This window comes from Nocardia sp. NPDC006044, from assembly GCF_042871115.1.
Taxonomy (GTDB): Bacteria; Actinomycetota; Actinomycetes; order Mycobacteriales; family Mycobacteriaceae; genus Nocardia.
This window is the reverse complement of sequence record NZ_JBIAID010000004.1, coordinates 372,760-394,554: the sequence shown is the minus strand read 5'-3', so window position 1 is coordinate 394,554 and position 21,795 is coordinate 372,760. Positions and strand designations below refer to the sequence as shown.

At 68.1% G+C, this 21,795-nt stretch carries 21 protein-coding genes; 10 read left to right on the top strand and 11 right to left on the bottom strand.

Translation table 11 applies throughout. The annotated features are described in order from the left end of the window. Window positions 1–116: 116 nt before the first annotated feature. Window positions 117–521 (top strand): hypothetical protein, encoded by a 405-nt coding sequence (locus tag ACFYO1_RS33085; protein WP_387239771.1) that lies wholly within the window; start codon window positions 117–119, stop codon window positions 519–521. 84 nt (window positions 522–605) lie between these two features. Here ACFYO1_RS33085 and ACFYO1_RS33080 read toward each other — a convergent pair whose 3' ends face one another. After that, entirely contained in the window at window positions 606–1,541 is a 936-nt protein-coding gene (locus ACFYO1_RS33080) for a helix-turn-helix domain-containing protein (protein ID WP_387239768.1), read from the bottom strand. Between the two features lie 178 nt (window positions 1,542–1,719). On the opposite strand from ACFYO1_RS33080, the gene ACFYO1_RS33075 reads away from it, so the two are divergent. Together ACFYO1_RS33075 and ACFYO1_RS33070 are read left to right on the top strand one after the other, a co-directional pair. Beyond that, entirely contained in the window at window positions 1,720–2,535 is an 816-nt protein-coding gene (locus tag ACFYO1_RS33075; protein ID WP_387239765.1) for an alpha/beta fold hydrolase, read from the top strand. Window positions 2,536–2,558: 23 nt separating this feature from the next. Beyond that, the gene (locus ACFYO1_RS33070; protein ID WP_387239762.1) at window positions 2,559–3,320 is read left to right on the top strand and encodes a MerR family transcriptional regulator; all 762 of its coding nucleotides are present in this window, start codon (window positions 2,559–2,561) and stop codon (window positions 3,318–3,320) included. A gap of 3 nt (window positions 3,321–3,323) precedes the next feature. Here the strand turns inward: ACFYO1_RS33070 and ACFYO1_RS33065 are convergent, their stop codons facing one another. Further along, window positions 3,324–4,142 (bottom strand): LysR family transcriptional regulator, encoded by an 819-nt coding sequence (locus tag ACFYO1_RS33065; RefSeq protein WP_387239759.1) that lies wholly within the window; start codon window positions 4,140–4,142, stop codon window positions 3,324–3,326. Between the two features lie 68 nt (window positions 4,143–4,210). Here ACFYO1_RS33065 and ACFYO1_RS33060 point away from each other — a divergent pair, with 68 nt between their 5' ends. Beyond that, window positions 4,211–5,107, top strand: a complete 897-nt coding sequence (locus tag ACFYO1_RS33060) for an NAD(P)H-binding protein (RefSeq protein ID WP_387239756.1) — start codon at window positions 4,211–4,213, stop codon at window positions 5,105–5,107. A gap of 10 nt (window positions 5,108–5,117) precedes the next feature. On the opposite strand, the gene ACFYO1_RS33055 is transcribed toward ACFYO1_RS33060, so the two are convergent. After that, window positions 5,118–5,732 (bottom strand): TetR/AcrR family transcriptional regulator, encoded by a 615-nt coding sequence (locus tag ACFYO1_RS33055; RefSeq protein ID WP_387239753.1) that lies wholly within the window; start codon window positions 5,730–5,732, stop codon window positions 5,118–5,120. A 155-nt stretch (window positions 5,733–5,887) separates the two neighbouring features. Between ACFYO1_RS33055 and abc-f the strand changes: the two genes are divergently transcribed. From abc-f to ACFYO1_RS33040, 3 genes are all read left to right on the top strand, one after another. After that, window positions 5,888–7,495, top strand: coding sequence for a ribosomal protection-like ABC-F family protein (abc-f, locus tag ACFYO1_RS33050; protein ID WP_387239750.1), 1,608 nt, complete (start codon window positions 5,888–5,890; stop codon window positions 7,493–7,495). Between the two features lie 82 nt (window positions 7,496–7,577). Next, entirely contained in the window at window positions 7,578–8,186 is a 609-nt protein-coding gene (locus tag ACFYO1_RS33045) for a CatB-related O-acetyltransferase (RefSeq protein WP_387241653.1), read from the top strand. An 11-nt stretch (window positions 8,187–8,197) separates the two neighbouring features. Next, entirely contained in the window at window positions 8,198–9,385 is a 1,188-nt protein-coding gene (locus tag ACFYO1_RS33040) for a macrolide family glycosyltransferase (protein WP_387239747.1), read from the top strand. Here ACFYO1_RS33040 and ACFYO1_RS33035 read toward each other — a convergent pair. From ACFYO1_RS33035 to ACFYO1_RS33025, 3 genes are all read right to left on the bottom strand, one after another. Beyond that, window positions 9,382–9,666, bottom strand: a complete 285-nt coding sequence (locus tag ACFYO1_RS33035; RefSeq protein ID WP_387239744.1) for a hypothetical protein — start codon at window positions 9,664–9,666, stop codon at window positions 9,382–9,384. The genes ACFYO1_RS33040 and ACFYO1_RS33035 overlap by 4 nt on opposite strands. 163 nt (window positions 9,667–9,829) lie before the next feature. Then, a complete protein-coding gene (locus ACFYO1_RS33030) occupies window positions 9,830–10,168 on the bottom strand; it encodes a hypothetical protein (RefSeq protein ID WP_387239741.1) in 339 nt (112 codons plus the stop codon). 65 nt (window positions 10,169–10,233) lie between these two features. Continuing rightward, window positions 10,234–11,010: a ferritin-like domain-containing protein gene (locus ACFYO1_RS33025; RefSeq protein WP_387239738.1), complete on the bottom strand. Its 777-nt coding sequence runs from the start codon at window positions 11,008–11,010 to the stop codon at window positions 10,234–10,236. A gap of 138 nt (window positions 11,011–11,148) precedes the next feature. Here ACFYO1_RS33025 and ACFYO1_RS33020 point away from each other — a divergent pair, with 138 nt between their 5' ends. Both ACFYO1_RS33020 and ACFYO1_RS33015 read left to right on the top strand, forming a co-directional pair. After that, window positions 11,149–11,748: an HD domain-containing protein gene (locus tag ACFYO1_RS33020; RefSeq protein WP_387239735.1), complete on the top strand. Its 600-nt coding sequence runs from the start codon at window positions 11,149–11,151 to the stop codon at window positions 11,746–11,748. 95 nt (window positions 11,749–11,843) lie between these two features. Then, window positions 11,844–12,575 carry a thioesterase II family protein gene (locus ACFYO1_RS33015; RefSeq protein ID WP_387239732.1) on the top strand — a complete coding sequence of 244 codons (732 nt, stop codon included), beginning with the start codon at window positions 11,844–11,846 and terminating at the stop codon, window positions 12,573–12,575. Here the strand turns inward: ACFYO1_RS33015 and ACFYO1_RS33010 are convergent, their stop codons facing one another. Continuing rightward, a complete protein-coding gene (locus tag ACFYO1_RS33010) occupies window positions 12,576–13,148 on the bottom strand; it encodes a TetR/AcrR family transcriptional regulator (protein WP_387239729.1) in 573 nt (190 codons plus the stop codon). It lies immediately after the preceding gene. 163 nt (window positions 13,149–13,311) lie between these two features. Here ACFYO1_RS33010 and katG point away from each other — a divergent pair, with 163 nt between their 5' ends. Next, complete coding sequence (katG, locus tag ACFYO1_RS33005) at window positions 13,312–15,543, top strand: catalase/peroxidase HPI (RefSeq protein WP_387239726.1); 2,232 nt, start codon at window positions 13,312–13,314, stop codon at window positions 15,541–15,543. A gap of 84 nt (window positions 15,544–15,627) precedes the next feature. On the opposite strand, the gene ACFYO1_RS33000 is transcribed toward katG, so the two are convergent. From ACFYO1_RS33000 to ACFYO1_RS32985, 4 genes are all read right to left on the bottom strand, one after another. After that, window positions 15,628–17,487 carry a CHAT domain-containing protein gene (locus ACFYO1_RS33000; protein WP_387239723.1) on the bottom strand — a complete coding sequence of 620 codons (1,860 nt, stop codon included), beginning with the start codon at window positions 17,485–17,487 and terminating at the stop codon, window positions 15,628–15,630. Continuing rightward, window positions 17,469–19,175 carry a CATRA conflict system CASPASE/TPR repeat-associated protein gene (locus ACFYO1_RS32995; RefSeq protein ID WP_387239720.1) on the bottom strand — a complete coding sequence of 569 codons (1,707 nt, stop codon included), beginning with the start codon at window positions 19,173–19,175 and terminating at the stop codon, window positions 17,469–17,471. Before ACFYO1_RS32995 ends, ACFYO1_RS33000 begins: the two co-directional genes overlap by 19 nt. 8 nt (window positions 19,176–19,183) lie before the next feature. Further along, window positions 19,184–19,537 carry a CATRA system-associated protein gene (locus tag ACFYO1_RS32990; RefSeq protein WP_387239717.1) on the bottom strand — a complete coding sequence of 118 codons (354 nt, stop codon included), beginning with the start codon at window positions 19,535–19,537 and terminating at the stop codon, window positions 19,184–19,186. Window positions 19,538–19,843: 306 nt separating this feature from the next. Beyond that, on the bottom strand, window positions 19,844–21,784 hold the full coding sequence (locus ACFYO1_RS32985; protein WP_387239714.1) for a potassium transporter Kup: 1,941 nt from the start codon (window positions 21,782–21,784) through the stop codon (window positions 19,844–19,846). Window positions 21,785–21,795 lie beyond the last annotated feature (11 nt).

Here is a 21,795-nt window from a genome sequence, read left to right as displayed (position 1 = left end):
CGAGCACCCCCGAACGAGGTTCCCCAGTTGGCCTACCCGCGTGAAATCGGTTGCTGTGACCGACAATTGACAGACACCGTTCGTCGCTCGATGACGCGTCCCGAAGGGCTGCTTCGATGACTGCTCTGACCGCTCTGCTCGTCACCGGCCTGCTCTGGGCGATACCGACCGCGCCGGTCGACCCGGTCTGGCTGCACGACGACAGCTACGTCTCCGGCGGCAAGGCCACCGCCTACGTCGACGTCCACTGCCCGAAGGGCCAACCGCACTGGACGCTGACCGTCCACCTCACCGCCGTCAAGCCGGGCCGCCCCACCGCCACCGGCACCACCATCAACGCCCCGGTCACCTGCGACGGCGAAACCCAGTGGCGCCAGCACCCGATCACCGTCCGCCCCGACCAAGCCCCCTTCTTCGCCACCCACGACGCCCAGAACACCGGCGTAGCCGAACTCCGCGACCCCTCCGGCACCCTCGTCAGCACCAGCACCCGCCGAATCCATTTCTACGCCTGGGACTGACCAACCCTCAGCGCCGAACCGCTCCTACCCGCCCGGATCGAATCGGCCCGCACCCGCAGGCACTAGGGCATCGGGCGGGATTGGTTACAGGCGCTCGGCGGCTTGCAGGATGAGGGCGCGGGAGGCGGCGGGGGTTTCGGCTTGGACGGCCAGGCGGTCCATGACCTCGCGGTAGAGGTGGATGTCTTCGCGGCGGTCGAGGTAGAGGGCGGTGGTGAGTTGTTCGAGGTAGACGACGTCGGGGAGTTCCATCTCGGCGAAGCGCAGCATGGTGAACGAGCTGCCCGCGGCGGCGTTGCCGCCGGAGCGGTAGGACAGGACCTGAATGGTGACCTGCGGCTTGTTCGACATCTCCACGAGGTGTTCGAGCTGCGCGCGCAGCACCTTCGAGCCGCCGACGGGGCGATGCAGGACGGCCTCGTCGAGCACCGCCCACAGGGTCGGGCCACCGCGCACGTTCAGGATCTTCTGCCGCTCGGTGCGCAGCTCCACCCGGCGGGCGGCCTGGAGGTCCAGGCTCTGGTGCTGATTGCGCTGCTCGTAGCGACGCGCCACTTCCGAGTTCTCATAGCCGACGGCGACGACGGCAGCCGCGTAGTCCTCGGTTTGCAGCAGACCCGGAACCAGTTGGCCCTCAAAGGTTCTGATGGTGCGCGCGGCACCCTCCAACCCGAGATAGGTCTCGAACCAGGACGGCAGCAGATCGTTGTATCGATGCCACCAGCCGGGCTCGTTGGCCTTGCGCGCCAGGTCGATGAACATCGTCCGCTGTTCTTGATCGGTGACCCCGTACAGGTTCAGCAGATCGACGATGTCGCGTTCCTTGTACCCGGTCCGGCCGAGTTCGAGCCGGCTGATCTTGGCGTGCGAGCCGCGAATGTGTTCGCCCGCGGCTTGCGGCGTGATGCCGCAGGCCTCGCGCAGCTTGCGCAGTTGGCCGCCGACCGCGATGCGCAGCGCCGTCGGGCCGCGTTCCGCGACACTCGAGTCGACGCTGATCCGACGCGCTTCTGCGACCATGAGCTTCTTCTCCGAACTTGGAAGTCGACCCTCGGCAGTCGCGGACATTACCGCCGCGAACCACACCCATCCATTTTCGATGGTATCGCTAAATTGGACCATTCCAATCGAACTGGGCCGCGGCAATCCGAATCAAGGGTTGACCCTGACGCTGGGTCAATCGTCCAGCATGAACGGCATGAACACAGATACCGACCAGTTCACAATCCGCCGGGCGGGTGTGGAAATCCCGGTGTCGCGCGGCGGCGACGGACCACCGTTGGTGCTGTCCCCCGGACTGACCTCGACACAGGCCGAGTTGCACGAACTCATCGAGCTATTGCGGCGCGACTTCGACGTGGTGACATTCGACCTGCGCGGGCACGGTCTTTCGTCGGCGGGCGACCGGTACGCCTTCGCGGAGTTCCTCGCCGACTTCGCCGCCGTGCTGGCCGAACTCGAATTGTCCGCACCGGTGCTGGCCGGCCATTCCTACGGTGCGGACTTGATCGTGCACTACACCGCCGAACATCCCGGCACCGTGGGCGCACTCGTGGTCATCGACGGCGCGAACCCGATACCCGCTCCGTTCATCACTACGGCCGACCTGCCCGAATTCCGCGCGTTATGGGAGTACACAGAGCAGACGGCCGCCCGGGGCACCCCGAGCCAGATGCTGCTCACCGCAGCGGAAATCCTCGATCTCAACCTCGAATTGGATGTACTCCGATCCGGCCTCGACCTCGAGCTGGACGTGGCCGGGCCCGGAATCCTGGACCGCTACCGCGCGATCGACTGCCCGATCCTGCTGATCCGGGCGACGTCAATGGCGGGCGACGGCACCGAAGGCCGGCAACCGCGCCACAATCGCCTCTGGCGGGCCGGCTTCGACCGGCTCCTGCGCGAACGGCCGGACATCTCCGACCACCCGCTCGAGGCGACGCATGCTTTGGTCGTCACTCATGCTCCGGACATCGCCCGGATCATCCGGAGCGCCCATGCGCGGACCGAGTGAACGGCTTCCGGGAGACTGGTCCGATGCTGACCATCGGTGAGCTGGCGTCCTATGCCGGAGTAACGGTGCGCGCGATACGGCATTATCACGCCAAAGGCCTACTGCCCGAACCAGATCGGGATCACGCAGGCTATCGCAGATACAGCGCCGCCACGGTGGTCGAGCTGATCAAGATCCGGACGCTCGCCGAGGCCGGGGTCCCGCTGGCGCGCGTGCGCGAGCTGCTGGACGCCGGCGCGGACGAGCTCGCCGCGGCGGTCGAGGAGATCGACGAGCGTCTGCGCGCGGAGATCCGCCTGCGGCAACGGCACCGCGAGCGGCTCGCCCGCCTCGCCGCCGGAGACAGCCTCGCGTTGCCCGCGACGGTGGTCGAGTTTCTCGAACACCTGCGGGAACTCGGCGTCGACGAGCGCATCGTCCAGGTCGAACGGGACGGCTGGATCCCCCTCGCCGCCCGCGCGCCCGAGCGTATCCCCGAGTTGATCGCGCGCAAACGCGAGCAGATCGCCCACCCGCCGCTCATCGACTTCTATCGCACCCTGAGCCGCACCCTCGACCGGACCGACGCCGACTCGATGCTGATCGAACTGGTCGACAAGATCGCCGCCTACCTCACCCGACTGGCCGACGAACAAGGCGAGGACTACGTCGGCGGCGCCATCGAGCCATCCTTGGCCGCGCTGCTCGACACCCTGGCATTCGACACCGCACCGCCGGCCCGCCGGCTGATCGAGTTGCTCGCCGAACGCGGTTGGTCCGGCTGGACCAGGCTCGAACGACGCTGAACGTCACGCGGCCGTCCGCGCCCGCAGCGTCGCCGTGGCGATCTCCAGGAAGTCACGCAGCACTTTCTCCCGTCGGTCCGCCGCCACGGCCAGGCACGTCTCGACTCGTTCGGCATCGGTGACGGGAATATGGACGAGGTCGGGCCGGGCATAGGACACCGCGACGCTCAGCGGTAGCACCGCTATCCCCCGCCCCGACGCGATGAGCTCGAACTTCTCCTCCAGTGAGACCGTCCGCCTATTCGGCACGTCGAGCATCTGCTCCTGGTCGAGATCGGCGAAAGTGAGCTCGGCACGAGACGCCAGCGGGTGCCGCGCGGGCATGCACGCCACCCAGCACTCGTGCCCGATCGCGATGGTGCGCAATCCCGCATCGTCGAACGGCCGCCGCAAGTAGCCGATCTGCGCCCGGCCGTCGCGCAGCGGCGCGGCCGGATCCCACCAGTGCACCGGAACCAGATCGGTCTCGACCTCCGGATGACGCTCAGCGAACGCCCGAATCGCCTCGGACACAGGCAATCCCGCGGAGAACGCGACCACGATCCGCCGGACATCCCGCTCGACGTCGTGCACCCGCCGCACCGCCGCCTCGACCGTCGCGAGGATCCCCTGCGCCTCCTCGTAGAGCTGCTGCCCGGCGGCGGTCAACTCCACGCTGCGGGTGCTGCGCACGAACAGCGTGCAGGCCAGCTCCTGTTCGAACGCCCGGATCTGCCGGCTGAGCACGGGCTGGGCGATGTAGAGCTGTTCGGCCGCCCGGCCGAAGTGCCGCCGCTCGGCCACCACCATGAAGTAGCGGAGTTTGCGCAGATCCAAATCCATACCTCAAGGGTATCAATTTCCGGAAAGGGTATTGGACGACATCGGACGGTCGGCCGGAGACTCGAACCATGATCGTCATCACCGCACCGACAAGCAATATCGGCAGCCAGTTGCTGAACCTCCTGCTCGACGAAAACTCCACTCGTACAGAGGAACTGCGCGTCATCGCGCGCGACCCCGCAAAGCTCTCCGCCGCGGTCCGCGCCCGCGTCGACGTGGTGACCGGCTCGCACGGCGATGCCGAGGTCCTCGACTGGGCGTTCGCCGGCGCGGACGCCGTCTTCTGGCTGCCCCCGCCGAATCCTCAGACACCGAGCCTGGACGTCGCGTTCACCGATTTCACCCGGCCCGCCGCGAAGGCGTTCACCGCCCACGGAATCGGGCACGTGGTCGGGGTCTCGGCGCTCGGCCGCGGCACCCCCGTCGCCGCGCACGCCGGACACGTGACCGCGTCGCTGGCCATGGACGACCTCATCGCGAGCACGGGCGTGGCCTACCGCGCGCTCGCGAACCCGTCGTTCATGGACAACCTGCTGCGGCAAGTGGTTTCGATCCGCGACAACGGAGTCTTCACCGATATCGTCGACGCCGACCACAAAGCCCCGTCGGCGGCCACCCGCGATATCGCCGCGGCCGCCGCCGGCCTGCTGCTGGACCGTGCGTGGACCGGGTTCGAGGAGGTCCCGGTGCTCGGCCCGGAGGATCTGTCGCCGAACGACCAGGCCCGCATCATGTCCGACGTGCTCGGGCGCCCGGTGCGCTACGAACGGCAATCTATCGACGACTTCCGCACCGCGATGGCCGGATACGGCACCGGCGAGGCCTTCGTGGCGGGGTTCATCGACATGATGCGCGCCAAGGACGCCGGCCTCGACAACGGCGTGCGGCGCACGCCGGAGACGGCGAGCCCGACGACCTTCCGCGAGTGGTGCGAGGAGGTGCTCGAGCCGGCCCTCCGGGGGTGAGCGATCCCGGTCAGGACGGGTTGCCGAATGCCCCGGCCTGCGCCGCGAGCGTGGCGGCGGCCGCCGCGCGGTCGGCCAGCCGCGGATCCGGGGGGGTGCGCAGCAGCACCAGCTGGTGATAGAGCGGGGCGGTCGCGGCGACCAGCAGGGCGCGCGCGTCGATGTGCGGCGGGAGTTCGCCGCGTTCGATCGCGCGCTCGACGACGATCTCCGATTGCGCGTACCGATCCTCCCACAGCGCCCGCAGCGCATCGGCCGCCTCCGCGGAACGGAACGAAACCGCAATCAGCGCAACCGCAATCGACGATTCCTCGGTCAGCGAGTCCTGGATCTCCCGATTGAGTGCGGCCAGATCGCCGCACAGCGTGCCGGTGTCGCGGGGGTGCCACTCCAGGTCGCTCGCCGCGGCGAAAACGTCGGTGATCAGGCCGCCGACATCGCGCCAGCGGCGATACACCGTGGTGCGGTGCACCCCGGCGCGCGCGGCGACCGTGTCGACGGTGAGCGCGTCGTAACCGTGTTCGGTCAGCTCCGCGCGGACGGCGTCGAGGACCTGCTCGCGGATTCGGGCGGTTCGGCCGCCCGGCCGGGGCCGGAGCTGGTCGGGAGGCGGTGCGGAATTCATGGTCGGCATCCGATTGCTTGACGGGGTGGGACAACAGCGCTATCTTAATGCAACAGTTGTCGCACTAAGTGAGGTTATGCCGATGCTCCTTCGAAGTGTTCACCCGGCCCTGCGGTCTCAGATCACCGCGTCCTCGAATACTTCGGAGTGTGCGTATGCCAACCCAGATCACCGCGCTCGCGGTCAGCAAGTCCTTCAACGGCCGGCTCGTTCTCGATGAGGTGACCTGTTCGCTCGCCGCGGGTGAGCGCACCGGAATCATCGGCGAGAACGGATCCGGCAAGACCACCCTGCTGCGGATGTTCGCCGGGCGGGAGGTGCCCGACGACGGCGAGATCGTCGTCCAGGCCGACGGTGGTGTCGGTTATCTCGCGCAAGACGAGCAGTTGCCGCCCAGGATGACGGTGCAGCAGGTCATCGATCGCGCGCTGAGCGAACTGCGCTCGATCGAACAGCGGATGCGTCGCATCGAGGTCGCGATGGCGACCGGGGACGAGTCCGGGCTGGCCGAATACGGCGAGCTGAGTACAGCTTTCGAACTTCGGGGCGGTTACGACGCCGACGCCAGGGTCGAACGTGCGCTGCACGGACTGGGTTTGGGTCTGGTCGATCGCGAACGCACGGTCGGCGGACTGTCCGGCGGCGAGCAGGTCCGGCTGCGGCTGGCCGCTGTGCTGGCGGCCGGGTCCGAGGTGCTGCTGCTCGACGAGCCGACCAATCATCTCGACGACGACGCCCTGACCTGGCTGGAAGATCATCTGCGGACCCGTTCCGGCACGACGGTGACGGTCTCCCACGACCGGGCCTTCCTCGAGCGGGTCGCGACGAGCCTGCTCGAGGTCGACGCGGACCGGCGGCGAATCATCCGCTACGGCAACGGTTATGCGGGGTTCCTGACCGAGAAGGCGGCCGCGCGGCAACGGTGGGCGCAGGCCTACGCGCAGTGGCAGAACGACATCGGCCACCTGCGCGAGACCGTGGCCACGACCGCCCGTCAGGTCGCCCCGGGCCGGGCGATGAAGGACAACAACAAGATGGCCTACGACCGGGCCGGCGGGCGGGTGCAGCAGTCGCTGGCCAGCCGGGTCCGCAACGCCGAGGAGCGGTTGCGCCGGCTGCTCGCGGACCCGGTGCCCGCGCCGCCGGAACCGCTGCGTTTCGCGCCGAGCCTGCGGGCAGGCCGGGCGCACGGAACCATGCTGGACGCCAGCGATATCGCGGTCGCGGGCAGGCTCGAGCGGACCAGCCTCACCGTCGCCGCGGGCGAGCGGTTGCTCATCACCGGGCCCAATGGTGCGGGTAAGTCGACCCTGCTGCGTGTACTGGCGGGGCGGCTCACGCCGGACAGCGGAACGGTCACCCGCGCCGGAAAGGTCGGCTACCTCGCGCAGGAGCCGCTGACCGGCGAACCCGGGGACACGGTGCTGGCCGCCTTCGCCCGCGGCCGCACGGGAGACACCGGCGGGCAGGCCGAACGCCTGATGTCGCTCGGACTGTTCGATCGCGCCCAGCTCACCACGCGCGTGGCCGACCTGTCCAGCGGGCAACGCCAACGACTTGCCTTGGCGCGGTTGGTCGTCGAGCCCGTCGATGTGCTGCTGCTGGACGAGCCGACCAACCACCTGTCACCCGGCCTGGTCGAAGATCTCGAAAACGCCCTGGCCGACTATCCGGGCGCCCTCGTGATCGTCAGCCACGACCGTCGGTTGCGTTCCCGTTGGCGCGGCGCCCATCTCGACCTGCGGGCCTGCGCCCGCGTCTGACGCCCGACCCCGATCATCTACGCACCGAAGGAGATTCGCCGTGCCCGACGTTCTTCCCGCAGACCCGGCCGTGCTGCACCCGATGGCCGGCCAGCCGCGCGTAGTGTTGCTGAAGCCGCTGCTCACCTCGCCCCTGATCGAGGTCGGCGAGTTCTCCTACTACGACGACCCGGACGACGCGACCGCGTTCGAAACCCGGAACGTGCTGTACCACTACGGACCGGAGAAGCTGATCATCGGCAAGTTCTGTGCCCTCGGCACCGGAACCCGGTTCATCATGAACGGGGCCAACCACCGGATGGACGGCCCGTCGACGTTCCCGTTCCCCACCATGGGCGGCTCCTGGACCGAGCACTTCGACCTGCTCACCGACCTGCCGAACCGCGGCGACACCGTGGTCGGCAACGACGTCTGGTTCGGCAACGGGGTGACGGTGATGCCCGGCGTGCGGATCGGTCACGGCGCGATCATCAGCACCGGCTCCGTGGTCACCGCCGACGTGCCCGATTACGGCATCGTCGGCGGCAACCCGGCCCGGCTCATCCGAACTCGCTTCGACGCCGACGACATTGCCCGGCTACTGGCAATCGCCTGGTGGAACTGGCCGCTCGAGCACCTCACCGCCCACCTGCGAACCATCATGGCAGGCAACATCACCGCCCTCGAATCCGCTGCCGCAGAACTGAACTGAGAGCCCGCCGTATGCGCACTCCCCCGGCCCATATCGCGATGGTCGGCATCCCCATCGTCAGTCACGTCCTGCCGAGCCTGGAGATCATCCGTGAATTGGTGGCGCGCGGTCACCGCGTCACCTACGCCAACGACCCGGTCGTCGGCGACCTGATCACCGCGGCCGGCGCCGAACTGATCCCGTGCACGTCCACGCTGCCGGTCGCCGACAACAGCTGGCCCGAGGATCCGGTTTCCACCATGGACCTGTTCCTCGACAACGCGATCCAGTCCCTCCCGCAACTGCGCGCCGCCTACGACCGCGACGCCGCGGATCTCTACCTGTACGACATCGGCGCCTATGCCGGTCGCGCGCTCGCCGAGGCGCAGGGTCGCCCGATCGTGCAGCTCTCGCCTTCGTTCGTGGCGTGGAAAGGTTACGAACAGGATGTGGCAGCACACATTCGGCAGTTGCCAGGCGCCGATGCCTACCGGGCGAAATTCGCCCGGTGGCTCACCGACGCCGAGGCGACCACCACCGATGTGGACGTTTTCTCCGGCATGCCGGACAAAGCGCTGGCGCTGATCCCTCGCGCGATGCAACCGCATGCCGACGAAACCGACTCCGACACAGTGATATTCGTCGGCCCCTGCGTCAACCCGCACAACGCTGAGGAACCCTGGTCCCGTCCAGCAGACGCGGAGAAGGTCCTACTGATCTCCCTCGGCTCGGCTTACACCCGACAACCGGAGTTCTACCGCCGGTGCATCCAGGCCTACGGCGACCTGCCTGGCTGGCACATCGTCCTGCAGATCGGAAAGTACACCGAACCAACCGAACTCGGCGACATCCCGGCCAAAGTCGAGGTGCACTCCTGGGTTCCGCAACGAGCGATCCTGGAACACGCGGACGCTTTCGTCACCCACGCCGGAATGGGTGGCTGCGGCGAAGGACTGCTGGCCGGCGTCCCGATGATCACGGTGCCCCAGGGCGCCGAGCAATTCATGAACGCCGACAAACTCGTCGAACTCGGCGTGGCCCGCCGCATCGATACCGCCGACGCCACCGCCGAGAACCTCCGAGCCGCTTTGACTGCCCTCACCACTGATCCGGCGATCGCGGACCGCTGCGCCCGGCTTCGGCTCGACACCCGGGCCGAAGGCGGCACCCTCCGCGCCACCGACCTCATCGAGAAATACGCCGAGGAGGCGGGGCGCTAAATGGATATCTGCCGCTGGATATCCTCGACGACGGCCAAGGTGACGTCCGCGTTGTCGCCGGCGGCGATGACCTGTTGGTAGAAGTCGCGGCCGGCGATGGGGAGGTAGCCGATGGAGAGGCGAATGGCGCCTCGATTTCCGGCCACCTCCCCTTCGGTGTTCACCACATGATTGAACGCGTTCTGTACCAGCACGGGCACGATGCTGGCCTTCAGGTCGTTGATATCGCGGAATGTGTTGGGCAGCGTCATGCGGCGCGTGCGAATCCATAAAGCGGCCACGGTGGGCACCTCCAGCTGAAAACAATCGAGCAGAAGTCAGCATTCACCGATCACCGAGTGACAGCACGAGTACCGATTACCTGTAATTTGCGGGACGGACTACCTGGCCACTCAGGCAAGCTCCGCTCTATTCATCCGATGATGGGATGCACTGCGGGATCGGCTATTCGGCTCGGCGCCGCCGATCCCGAACGGTGACCGCGATTACCGATCGGGCGAGCGCCCGGAGGTCGTCCGGGATGAGCAGAGGTTCGACCGCACCCTCGAACCCCTCCAATATCGCACCGTCGGGCCAGCTCACTTCGTAGCGATACCAGCACCGGACCTCACTCGGGTGGTACGGCAGCTCGAGTTCCAGACGCACCGCCATCTCGACCAACGCCGCCGCCACCTGCGCGGCACCACCGGTATTCGTCACCTGCCACCACACCGCGCTCCCTCGGTCGCCTTCGGAGATCTCGACCAGGTACCTCAGCTTGCCCCTGTCGCTGAACTCGGTCACACCTGACACCCTGCCAGATGAGACCGGCTGATGAACCAAAACCGGTGCGCGCCGGGCCATCTCGCTCAGTGAAGCAAGCGCTTGGCATGCGCTGCCCGCAGCGGAACCGGCGCGCCCCCGGTCACCGTGACCGAATTGCCCGAAACGGCGGTCGGCACAATTACTTTGAATAAAGCGATCACATCGAGCACGAATCCGGTTCGGCGAACGCCCAATCGCCGCAACGCGGGCCCGTGGTCTGCGGCGACCACCACCGTCGCGCCGATCAGCACGACCCACCACAGCAGTATCGGAATACACCGCGCCGCGCGAGACGACCCGGCGAACGCGACCCGCAATCGGTGGCAGTGAAACGGCACATGCCGCAATTCGTCGTTCAAAATCAACCCGGCGACCCGCGTGGTCAACACATCTTCGGTGCCGTCGCGCAACGCGCGGTAATAACGCAACGCCACCACCTCGGCGACCATCAGCACCATCAATTCCAGCCGCAAACCCAGCGCACGCCGGAGCCGGACGAACACCACGTCGCTCCAGTGCGCGCGGATGGTTTGCCAACCACCGGCATTCAGCAGCAACCCCAGCATGCGCGCGTGATTGATTTCCTCGGCGACGAACAATCGCACCGCGGCGGTATAGCGCGGATCGCCGGCGGCCTCGGCCTTGGCGATCAGATTCGCTCCGTCCCCGCTCTCGCCGATCTGGAATCGTTGCACGCTGCGCGCCACGGCCGGATCGAGATTCGCGCCGCGGGCCCACTCCGGATCCCCCATCGCGGCCCGCGCGAGCTGCTTCGCCTCGAATTCGGCCACCCACCGCGCGAATTCGTCCACGTCCTGCATACCGACCTCCGTACTCGCCGGCCCGCCGCGACAGCGGGCCCGTGGAGGCCAACCTAGACAATGGTTGTGCGGGTTCCTGGCGTCGAATGTGGAGATCCTGTGCCGAGAATCCGGGCGCGGCGCTGGCACAATGACCCCGTGAACCTCGACGATGTGACCATCCCGGATTCCGCGGCCTGCCGGTCCGCCACCGAGGTGGCGGCGGCCTACTGCACGCCCGCCCTGTTCAACCATTCGGTCCGCTCGTATCTGTGGGCGGCAGGGCACGCGAAGCTCAATGGCATCGACTTCGACGCCGAACTCCTTTATGTCGCGGCGCTGCTGCACGACCTGGGCCTGGTCGAGGAGTTCGACAACGCCGGACTCACGTTCGAGGTTTCCGGCGGGCATCTGGCCTGGGTTTTCGGTGCCGCCGCCGGTTGGCCGGCGCAACGGCGGGAGCACGTTGCCGCGGTGATCGTCGCGCACATGGCCGACAGCGTCGACGTCACGCTCGACCCGGAAAGCTATCTGCTGGAATACGCGACGGCAGTGGACATCTCGGGACGCGGCGCCGACGCCGTGGCACCGGAGTTCCGCGACAGCGTCCTGGAACACCACCCCCGCCTCGGGCTGCCGGCGGAATTCCTGGCCTGCTTCCAGGCCCAGGCCGAACGCAAACCGCACACCTCACCCGCCGCCGCCCTGCGCAGCGGCATGGCCGCGCGAGTCGCCGCGAACCCGCTCGACCGCGCCTAGGCCGACACCGCGAAACCCCTACTCCCGTCGTGAGTAGGGGTCGACCCGTCGCGGTGCCACCGGCTTGAATCGAAGAACACGCGGAGGGAGGGCGAATGGGCACCGGGCAAACCAGTGCGTGGATCCGGCGGTTCCACCCGGCACCGGACGCCGCCACCCGGCTGATCTGCTTTCCGCACGCGGGCGGCGCGGCCGCCTTCTACTTTCCGGTCGCCCGAGCGTTGTCCCCCGCGATCGACGTGCTCGCGATCCAATACCCGGGCCGAATGGACCGCCGCAACGAGCCCTGCGTCGACGACCTCCACGAACTCGCCGACCTGGTGGCCGAGCACCTGGGCCCGTGGCTGGACCGGCCGATCACACTGTTCGGTCACAGCCTCGGCGCCACGCTGGGTTTCGAAGTGGCGCAACGCCTATCGGCCTCGGGAGAGCCGCCGCAGGCACTGTTCGCGTCGGGCCGCATGGCCCCGTCACGGCATCGCGACGTGCACGTCCACCGGTATTCCGACGACGCGCTGCTCGCGCAGATCCGCCGGATGAGCGGCACCGACTCCCGCGTCCTCGGCGACGAGGAGATGCTGCGCATGATCCTGCCCGCCTTCCGCGGCGACTACAAAGCCGTCGAGACCTACCGCATGCGCCAGGCCCCACCGCTGAGCTGCCCGATCACCGTCCTGACCGGCACCGACGACCCCGAGGTGACCCTCGACGAGGCGCGGGCCTGGTCCGAGCACACCACCGGCCGCTTCGACCTGAGGCTCTTCACCGGCGGACATTTCTTCCTCACCGACCACCTCGACGAAGTACTGGCGCTGCTGGCCGCGTGATCACATGTCGCGCAACGTCTGCACGGCCAGCGCGAGCTGATCGCCGTCCACCGAGGCGGCGGCCGGCGCGATCAACTGGGTCATCGCCAGCCCTTGGAAGAGCATGAAGTAGAGCGTGGCCACGGCCCGCGCCTGCTCCTCGGACAACTCGGGATGCACCTGCTGGAACGTCGCCGTGAGATCGCCGATCGCGACCTCGGTGGCCTGCACCATGAACTCCTGCGACTCCGGCGACCGCGCGACCAGCAGCGCGTTCTCCGCGCTGAGCAGCAATGCCTCGTGGTTGTTCTCGATCACCTCGCGCAGCCCGGACCAGGTGGGCGCCAGCGATTCGCGCAGCGACCGCCCCTCCCCGCCGGCCCGGATCGCCGCCTCCATCCCGTCGCCGATCCCGCTGCCCATCGACTCGGTGATCGCCTCGGTGATCAACCGATCCTTCGAGCCGAAGTGGTAGCCGATGGCGGCCAGGCTCACGCCGGCCGCACCGGCGATATCGCGGGCGGTGGTCTTGGCCAGGCCGCGCTCGAGCACGGCCTTGCGCGCTCCGGCCAACAGGTCTTCGCGATTTCCCATGCCACGAGACTACCAGCGTCTTAGACATTTGTCATAGACATATGTCTCATTCGCCCGGTCGGAAGCAGTTTTTCAAAACCACCACCATCCAGATTTGAATGAGTCATACTTTGGAACTCATCCAATAAAACCGTCACGCTGTCCACCCAGGAAAGGAATTGCCGTGCCCGAGGACCACCCGCCCATCGGAGAGGCCAACACAGAGCCCGCTGTCGGCGGATGCCCGGTAGCGACCGCTCGCCTCACGTACCCGACCGAGGGCGGCGGCAACCGTGACTGGTGGCCGAACCAGCTCAACCTGAAGATCCTGCAGAAGAACCCCGCCGTCGCCAACCCGATGGACGCGGACTACGACTACGCCGCCGAGTTCGAGACGCTCGACCTGGCCGCGGTGAAGCAGGACATCGAGGCCGTCATGACGACCTCACAGGACTGGTGGCCCGCCGACTACGGCCACTACGGGCCGTTCTTCATCCGGATGGCCTGGCACGCCGCGGGCACCTACCGGATCAATGACGGCCGCGGCGGAGCCGGCGCGGGCATGCAGCGCTTCGCGCCGCTGAACAGCTGGCCGGACAACGCGAGCCTGGACAAGGCGCGCCGCCTGCTGTGGCCGGTGAAGAAGAAGTACGGCAAGAAGCTGTCCTGGGCCGACCTCATCGTCTACACCGGCAATGTCGCGCTGGAATCGATGGGCTTCGAGACCTTCGGCTTCGGCGGCGGCCGCGTCGACCAATGGGAGCCCGAGGAGGACGTCTACTGGGGTCCGGAGCGCACCTGGCTCGGCGGCGACGAACGCTACTCGGGCGAGCGCGATCTCGAAAACCCGCTCGCCGCAGTGCAGATGGGCCTGATCTACGTGAATCCGGAAGGGCCGAACGGCAATCCGGATCCGTTGCTCGCGGCCGCCGACATCCGGGAGACGTTCCGCCGGATGGCGATGAACGATATCGAGACCGCGGCGCTGATCGTCGGCGGTCACACCTTCGGCAAGACGCATGGCGCGGGCCCGGCCGATCACGTCGGCCCCGAGCCCGAGGCCGCCCCGCTGGAGGAGCAGGGCCTGGGCTGGCGCAGCTCGTTCGGCACCGGCGTCGGCAAGGACGCGATCACCAGCGGCCTGGAGGGCGCTTGGACGCCGACCCCGAAGACCTGGGACAACAGCTTCGTCGAGACCCTCTACGGCTACGAGTGGGAGAAGACCAAGAGCCCGGCCGGCGCCTGGCAGTGGATCCCGAAGGACGGCGGCGGCGCGGGCACCGTGCCCGATGCGCACGTGGACGGCACAACGCACACCCCGGTCATGCTGACCACCGATCTGTCGCTGCGCGTCGATCCCGTCTACGAGCAGATCACCCGGCGCTGGCTCGATCACCCGGAGGAACTCGCGCAGGAGTTCGCCAAGGCCTGGTACAAGCTGACCCACCGAGACATGGGCCCGATCGTCCGCTACCTCGGCCCGCTGGTCCCGCGGGAGACGCTGCTGTGGCAGGACCCGGTCCCCGCGCTGACTCACGACCTGGTCGACGCGGCCGATATCGCGGCACTGAAGAGCCAGATCCTGGCGTCGGGACTCACTGTCGCGCAACTCGTTTCGACCGCATGGGCGGCGGCCTCGTCGTTCCGCGGCAGTGACAAGCGCGGCGGCGCCAACGGCGGCCGCCTCCGGTTGCAGCCGCAGCGCGGCTGGGAGGTCAACGAGCCCGACCAGCTCACGCTGGTGCTGCCCGTGCTGGAGGGAATCCAGGAGTCGTTCAACGCCGCGCAGGCCGGCAACACGAAGGTATCCTTCGCCGATCTCGTGGTGCTCGGCGGCTGCGCGGCGGTCGAGCAGGCCGCGCGGGCGGCCGGGTACGACATCGAGGTGCCGTTCACCCCGGGCCGCACCGATGCCACGCAGGAGCAGACCGACGTCGAGTCGTTCGCCGCGATGGAGCCGAGCGCCGACGGCTTCCGCAACTACCTCGGCAAGGGCAGCCGGTTGCCGGCCGAGTACCTGCTGATCGACAAGGCGAACCTGCTCACGCTGAGCGCACCCGAGCTGACCGTGCTGGTCGGCGGCCTGCGCGTGCTCGGCGCGAACTACCAGCAGTCGTCACTGGGCGTATTCACCTCCGCCACCGGGTCGTTGACCAATGACTTCTTCGTGAACCTGCTCGACATGGGCACGAAGTGGGAGCCGTCGGCCGACGAGGGCACCTACACCGGAGTCGATCGCGGCACCGGCGCGACCACCTGGACCGGTAGCCGGGTCGACCTGGTCTTCGGGTCCAACTCCCAATTGCGCGCGCTCGCCGAGGTTTACGCCACCGACGACGCGAAGGAGAAGTTCGTGCACGACTTCGTCGCCGCGTGGGACAAGGTGATGAACCTCGATCGGTTCGACCTGGCCTGAACGATCCCGCGATGACCGGCTGCCGGTCGGTCACCGTGCGCGGCACCCCGCGAACCGCTTCGGTTCCCGGGGTGCCGTGCGGTATCACGCTCCGTACGCGGTGAATCCGGCCCAGATGAAGCTCGGATCGCCGCGCTCGAACGATGCCGCGACCGCCGTCCGGAGCGCGACGCGGCCTTCCGCGCCGGCCCGCAGGCCACGATGGAGGTCGGTCAGGAAAGTGATCGTCTCGCGGGAGTCGGCAATCGGTGTGGCAGAGGCGATTACGGTGCGCGCGCCGGCCGACAGGAACACCGCCGGAAAGCCGAGCAGTTCGTTCGGCAGGCTGGTCACGACTGCGCCGACGGAGCAGGCGGACAGCACGACCACCCCGCCGGGCGCGACCGGCCGGATGACGAATTCGCTGAGCGAGACCGGGTTTTCGCCGAGGAGCAGGATCGAGTTGAATACCGGCTCCTCAACCAGCACGCTGTGACAGGCGAGGTGCACGACCGCCGCGCTCTCGATGGCGTCGAGGATGCCGCCGCCGGGGCGCGAGACCACCGAGTGTCGGGCCGGGTCATCGATGATCTCCCGTTGCCTGCTCGGCGACAAGGACCGAAAACGTTCCGGCTCAGCACCATTCGATCGAGCGCCGCTCGGCCTCAGGTTCACCGGCCGCGTCCCGTGGATGGCCGCGATCGCCTCGCCCTCCGGCTCGACCCGAGGCAGGAAGTCCTCGCCGCTCGAAGGGTCCACCGCGACCACCGCGTCGCGCGAGGTTGTTCTGGGATGCAAAGTGGCGGAAAGCAAGATGCCGGCGTTGGGCACGACGGTCACGTCGAAGTGCAGTTGCGCGGGCCGGCCGTCCACCAGGGCGCCACCGAGCGGCAGCGTGGCGGCGGCGCCGACCGGGGCGAGTGCGAAGGCCGCCAGGTCGGGCCACTGCACGCGGAAGACGGACAGGCTCGCCTCGCCGATTTCGGCCAGGATCTCGGTGAGTTCACCGTGCAACGCGGCGGCACTCGGGCCATCGTTGTCCCGGCGCCGGTATAGGTCGCTGATCCGGGCCTGCCACGCGTAAACTCGCTGGCTGGTGAACCGCGGCAGATCGATGCTGACCGTCCGGCCGACCCGCGCGGCGTCGCCGTAGGTACGGAAGGCGACGCCGCCGAGTGCGGTGGCGACGACGTAGACGACATCACGCGCCGAGCGGATCGCGGCCAGCTCGGTGACGCAGTGCCGGACATCGGCCTCGAGCATGATGCGTTGCGCGGGTGCGGCTTCCACGGCCTTCACCTGCTGGACGCGGAACTCCTCGAGCCGCCGGTTGATCATGCGGGTGTCCCGGTCGCCGGGAGTCCCGAATTCCGCCGGCTCGATCCGGGCGCCCCACCGCTGGTTCTCCTGAGCGATCGCGATCAGCTTGTGCGGATCGGGTTCGACCGCGCGGATCGCGGTCATGGTCTGCGTAGCGCTGTACAGATTGCCCGAGACGTTCTCCAGCAGCAGTGGCGCGAACGCGGGCATCGAGCAGCGGTGGTTCGCGTACGCGCCGAGCTCGAAGGCCACCTGGTTGGCCGCGCGCAGGGGCATCTGCGCCTCGTCGTTCTGCCAGAACTGGCTGACCACATGTGCGTAGGCGTCCGCGTGCATGGTCGAGTTCAAGGCGACCCGGAACCAATTGCACTCCGGCAGTTGCGATTCCAGAATAATCGCCCAGCGCAGCACGTCCGTGGCCAGCAGGGCCTTGCCGAGGTCGGTAACCGAGGTGGGCGCGAACTCCAGGATGAACAGGTTCACCTCGGCGAGGGCGGCGCGCACCTCGTCGGGGGTGCGGACCTCTTCGGCGAGGGCGACCCGTTGTTTCAGGTACTCCACCCGTTGCGTCAGCGCCGGGTCGACACGGTTCTGCTTGGGCTCGAACACGTCCCGAGTCACCCCGGTCACCTGATCCACAGCCATCCGTCCTCGTCGTAGTTCTTCGTCCGCACGCGGCAGCGCTCGAATCGGAACGAGTCGAGTGGGCCAGGGGCAGTGACGATCTCGTGCAGCCTGCCCGCGATCAGGAACTCCAGATCGGAGTCCGGATTGCCGGCCGAGGCCCGGTACAGCGCCGCGCTGTCCAGCAGCCGGCCGATCTCGATGGCCGTCTCACCGGCGTACCCGATGTCGCCCGGGCCGGACATGCCGACGGCGACCGCGGTGCGTAGTCGCATACGCTCGCACGCGTGCCGGTTGTCGAGTTCGAGCCGATCGCGCAGGGTGCATAGCAAAGCCGTTAGCGCGGTAGGGATTTCGACGGACAATGGAACCAGTACCCGCACGCCGCCGCCGGTGCCCTCGCGATCGGTGTCGTCGAGGTCTGATCCGAGGGCACGCACCACCTCGCGGACCAGAGCGGCCAGCCGACGCTGCGCATCATCCCGAGCCGGGGCACTGCGACGGCGGTATTCGGCGATGTCCACGGCGAAGCCGAGGCGCAGTCCGGTCGGTTCGCCGCGCCGTGGCGGGCTTCCGGCCGGAGCTCGCTCCGCCAGTACCGATTCCGGCCGGCCCACGGCGCCGTGCGGACCGATGCTCCAGTCCGCCAGCAGTTTTCGCACGTGCTGCGTCCGGTCCAGTGCCGTCTGGAGCAGGCGGGCCGCCGCACCGACGCGCTGCGGGAGCAGCTCGGCGAGGGCGTGATCGGCGGAACACGGCCTGGCCATCGCGAGTTTCATGTTGTGCTCGGCGATCTCGACGCTGTACCGCATGTCCTGCAGATCATCGAGGGTGGCAGTCAAGGTCATCTCATCGACCGCCAGGCCCCGGATTTGATGCGCCGCCGCCGTCACCGTGATCGGGGCGGCCACCAACATGGCGAAGCCGTCGACTCGGTCCTTGGCCCGCTGCTGCAACTCGCGCAGCTGTGCTCCGTCACCGATGACGCGCGCCTCGTGGCGGAGTTTGGCCGCATGCATGAGGTACCGGGGCAGCGGCGGCAGCGCTACGCCGCCATCGCTCCAGGTCCACGCGCTCAACTCGGCGGCATGCCCACCGGGCGCGCCGACCACGAAGACGCGGTTCGGGTCGGTATCGGCCGAACCGAGCTCCCACATCGCCAGGGCCGGCCCCTTCGGGCTCGGCTGCCGCAGCCAAGGCTGCGCTGCCAGCCGAAACGGCAAGGCCGACTGCATGATCGGCGTGAGCGCGACGGTCGCGTCGTCCGGCAGCTGTGCCTGGAACAGTACGGCGGTGCCCAGGAAAGCGTCTACGCCGTCGATCGACAGCTGACCCCACCAGCGATCGAATGCGCGCCACCCGGGGGCGATCGCGGAGCCGATGCGCAGCCTGCGCTCCTCGGTGTCCATCGGGGCCGCGAGTACCAGCGAGAAGCTCAGGATGTCGTGCTCGCGCCGGGCGATCATCTGGAAGTCGCCGGTGCGGTCTTCCGCGAGCGCCAGCGCCGTGGCGGCGCCCCCGCGAATTCTGCCCTCCGGCAACGCGGCCGGCAGATCACAGGATTCGACCGGCCGATCGATGCCGAGCCGGTCCGCGCCCCGCGCCCAGATGGCGCGCACATGCTGTAGCGCCGTCGCCGCCCGCGGACCGTCCAGCGGCGCGAACACGTGCACCACCAATTCCTGGTCGGCTAAGCCGTTTTCGTCCATCGGGTCACCTACTCGTGCTCGTCCGCGGTGACCGGCTCCCCGCCCAGCGAATGCACCAGCGCGTGCACGCGGTCCAGCATCCGGTGCGGCGCCGGCGAGCGATGTCCGGCGCCGATGCGGGTGGCCCGGACCGGACCCATCAGTTCGACTTCGGCGATGGACTCCCGGACGGCGACGGCGTCGCCGTTCGCCAGCGCCACGGCGAGCGCCCCGACCGAATCCAGCACGTGCTCCCAGCGGCGCGGCGGCAGCTGCCACCGCGTGGCATCCCGGAGGACTGCGAGGATGTCCTCGCGCGTCTCCGAATCGAGTTCGAACTCCCACGGCAAGGGCGGTAGCGGACCGTCGACGGACTCACTCATGGAACTCACCTCACCTGTCGGGACTGCGCCGAGTGCTCCGGCGCCCGCCTTCCCGGAATGCGCCGTGAACCACGAAACTCATTGTGTACCAAGAGTTTATCGATGCGGGCTCACCCGCGATGTCCGCCAAACGACGTACATCGGGCACCTCGCGAGGGCGTGGGCATGGTCATCCGCGACCGCGCTCGCCGCGCGGTGCGACGGTGACAGACCGGTACCGTTCCATAGTCCATCCAGCGTATTGACGCCGGCCCGAATCCGGTGTCCGCCGAACGACCTACAGCACCGGCGGCAACCCTTTCGCGGCTACACCTCGACCCGCTCGCCCATGATCACGGTCCGCTCCCCCGGCAACCCGAAGTATTCGGCGGCATCGGCGGTGATGTAGGACGTGGCGATGAACAGCCGCTTGCGCCAGCCCGCCATCGTCGGTTCGGTCCCGCGCTTCAGCTCGATCTTCGACAGGAAGTAGGAGGCGTCGTCGACCGAGATCCGGCCCTCGGTCTGCTCGGGGTCGAGCAGCCGCAGGATGTTCGGGATGTTCGGTGTCTCCATGTAGCCGCAATGCGCTGTCACATGGATGATTCCGTCATCGGCGTAACCGAGCGCGTCGATCTCGGTGCGCTCCTCGTCCGGCACGCGCGGCACCGGAACCGTATCGATCGACAGGATCACCAGGTGTTCGTGGCGCACGTGGTTGTGTTCGACGTTGGCCCGCATCGCCAGCGGCGCGGTCTCCATGCCGCGGTTGAGGAACACCGCCGTGCCGGGCACCTGCACCAGCGGCGGCTCTTGATACTGCAATTCGTCGATGAATTCGCGCAGCGGGCCTTCCTTTTCCTCCCGCGCCCGGGTGACCACGTCGCGCCCGCGCGCCCAGGTGCTCATCACGGTGAACGCGGTGAGCCCGATCAGCAGCGGCAGCCAGGCGCCGTGCACCAGCTTGGTCAGGTTGGCCGCGAGGAACAGCGCGTCGACCGCCAGCAGCGGGACCGCGCCGAGCAGGACCAGCCACAGCGGCGTATTCCATTTGATCCGAGCGAGATAGAAGAACACCAGCGTGGTGATGGAGATGGTGGCGGTCACCGCCATGCCGAACGCGTAGGCCAGCGCGGCCGAACTGCGGAACGCGAAGACCAGCGTCAGCACCGAGAACATCAGCACCCAGTTGATCCACGGCACGTAGATCTGCCCGATGGTCGACTCCGAGGTGTGCGCGATCCGCAGCCGGGGCAGATAACCGAGCTGCGCGGCCTGCGACGCCACCGAATACGCGCCGGTGATCACCGCCTGCGAGGCGATCACCGTGGCGGCGGTCGCCAGCAGCACCAGCGGCAACCGCGCCCAGCCGGGCGCGAGCAGGAAGAACGGGCTGCCGACATTGCTTTCGTCACCCAGAATCAGCGCGCCCTGCCCGAGATAACTCAGCACGCAGGCGGGCAGCACCAGGCCGAGCCAGCCGCGGGTGATCGCCTTCCGGCCGAAGTGGCCCATGTCCGCGTACAGCGCCTCCGCGCCGGTGATGGCGAGCACGATCGCGGCCAGCGCGAAGAACGCGATACCGAAGTGACCGGCCAGGAAACCGAGCGCGTACGTCGGCGACAGGGCCTTCAGGATCTCCGGATGCCGGGCGATGCCGGAGATGCCGAGCACGCCGATCGAGCCGAACCAGAGGATCATCACCGGGCCGAACAGCCGGCCGACCGCCGCCGTGCCGCGGCGCTGCACGGTGAACAGCACGATGATGATCACCGCCGTGATCGGCACGATCAGCTCTTCCAACCCCGGCTGCACGATCTTCAGGCCCTCCACCGCGGACAGCACCGAGATCGCCGGGGTGATCATGCTGTCGCCGAAAAACAGTGCCGCACCGAAGATTCCCACCCCGGCCAACAGCGTCGCCGCCCGGCCGCCGCGCCCGCCACCCAACCGCCGCAGCAGCGTGATGAGCGCCATGATCCCGCCCTCGCCGTCGTTGTTCACCCGCATCACCAGCGAGATGTAGGTCAGCGTGACCACGATCATCACCGACCAGAAGATCAGCGACACCACCCCGTACACGTTGTCCGTGCTGATCGGCACCGGATGCGGATCGCCGGGATTGAACACCGTCTGAATCGTGTAGATCGGGCTGGTCCCGATATCGCCGAACACCACACCCAGCGCCCCGACCACCACCGCGGCCCGCACCTTCCGGTCCCCGCCACCCGCGTGAACCACCGGGGTCACCTCGACCGCCGCATCCATGCCGCCTCCTC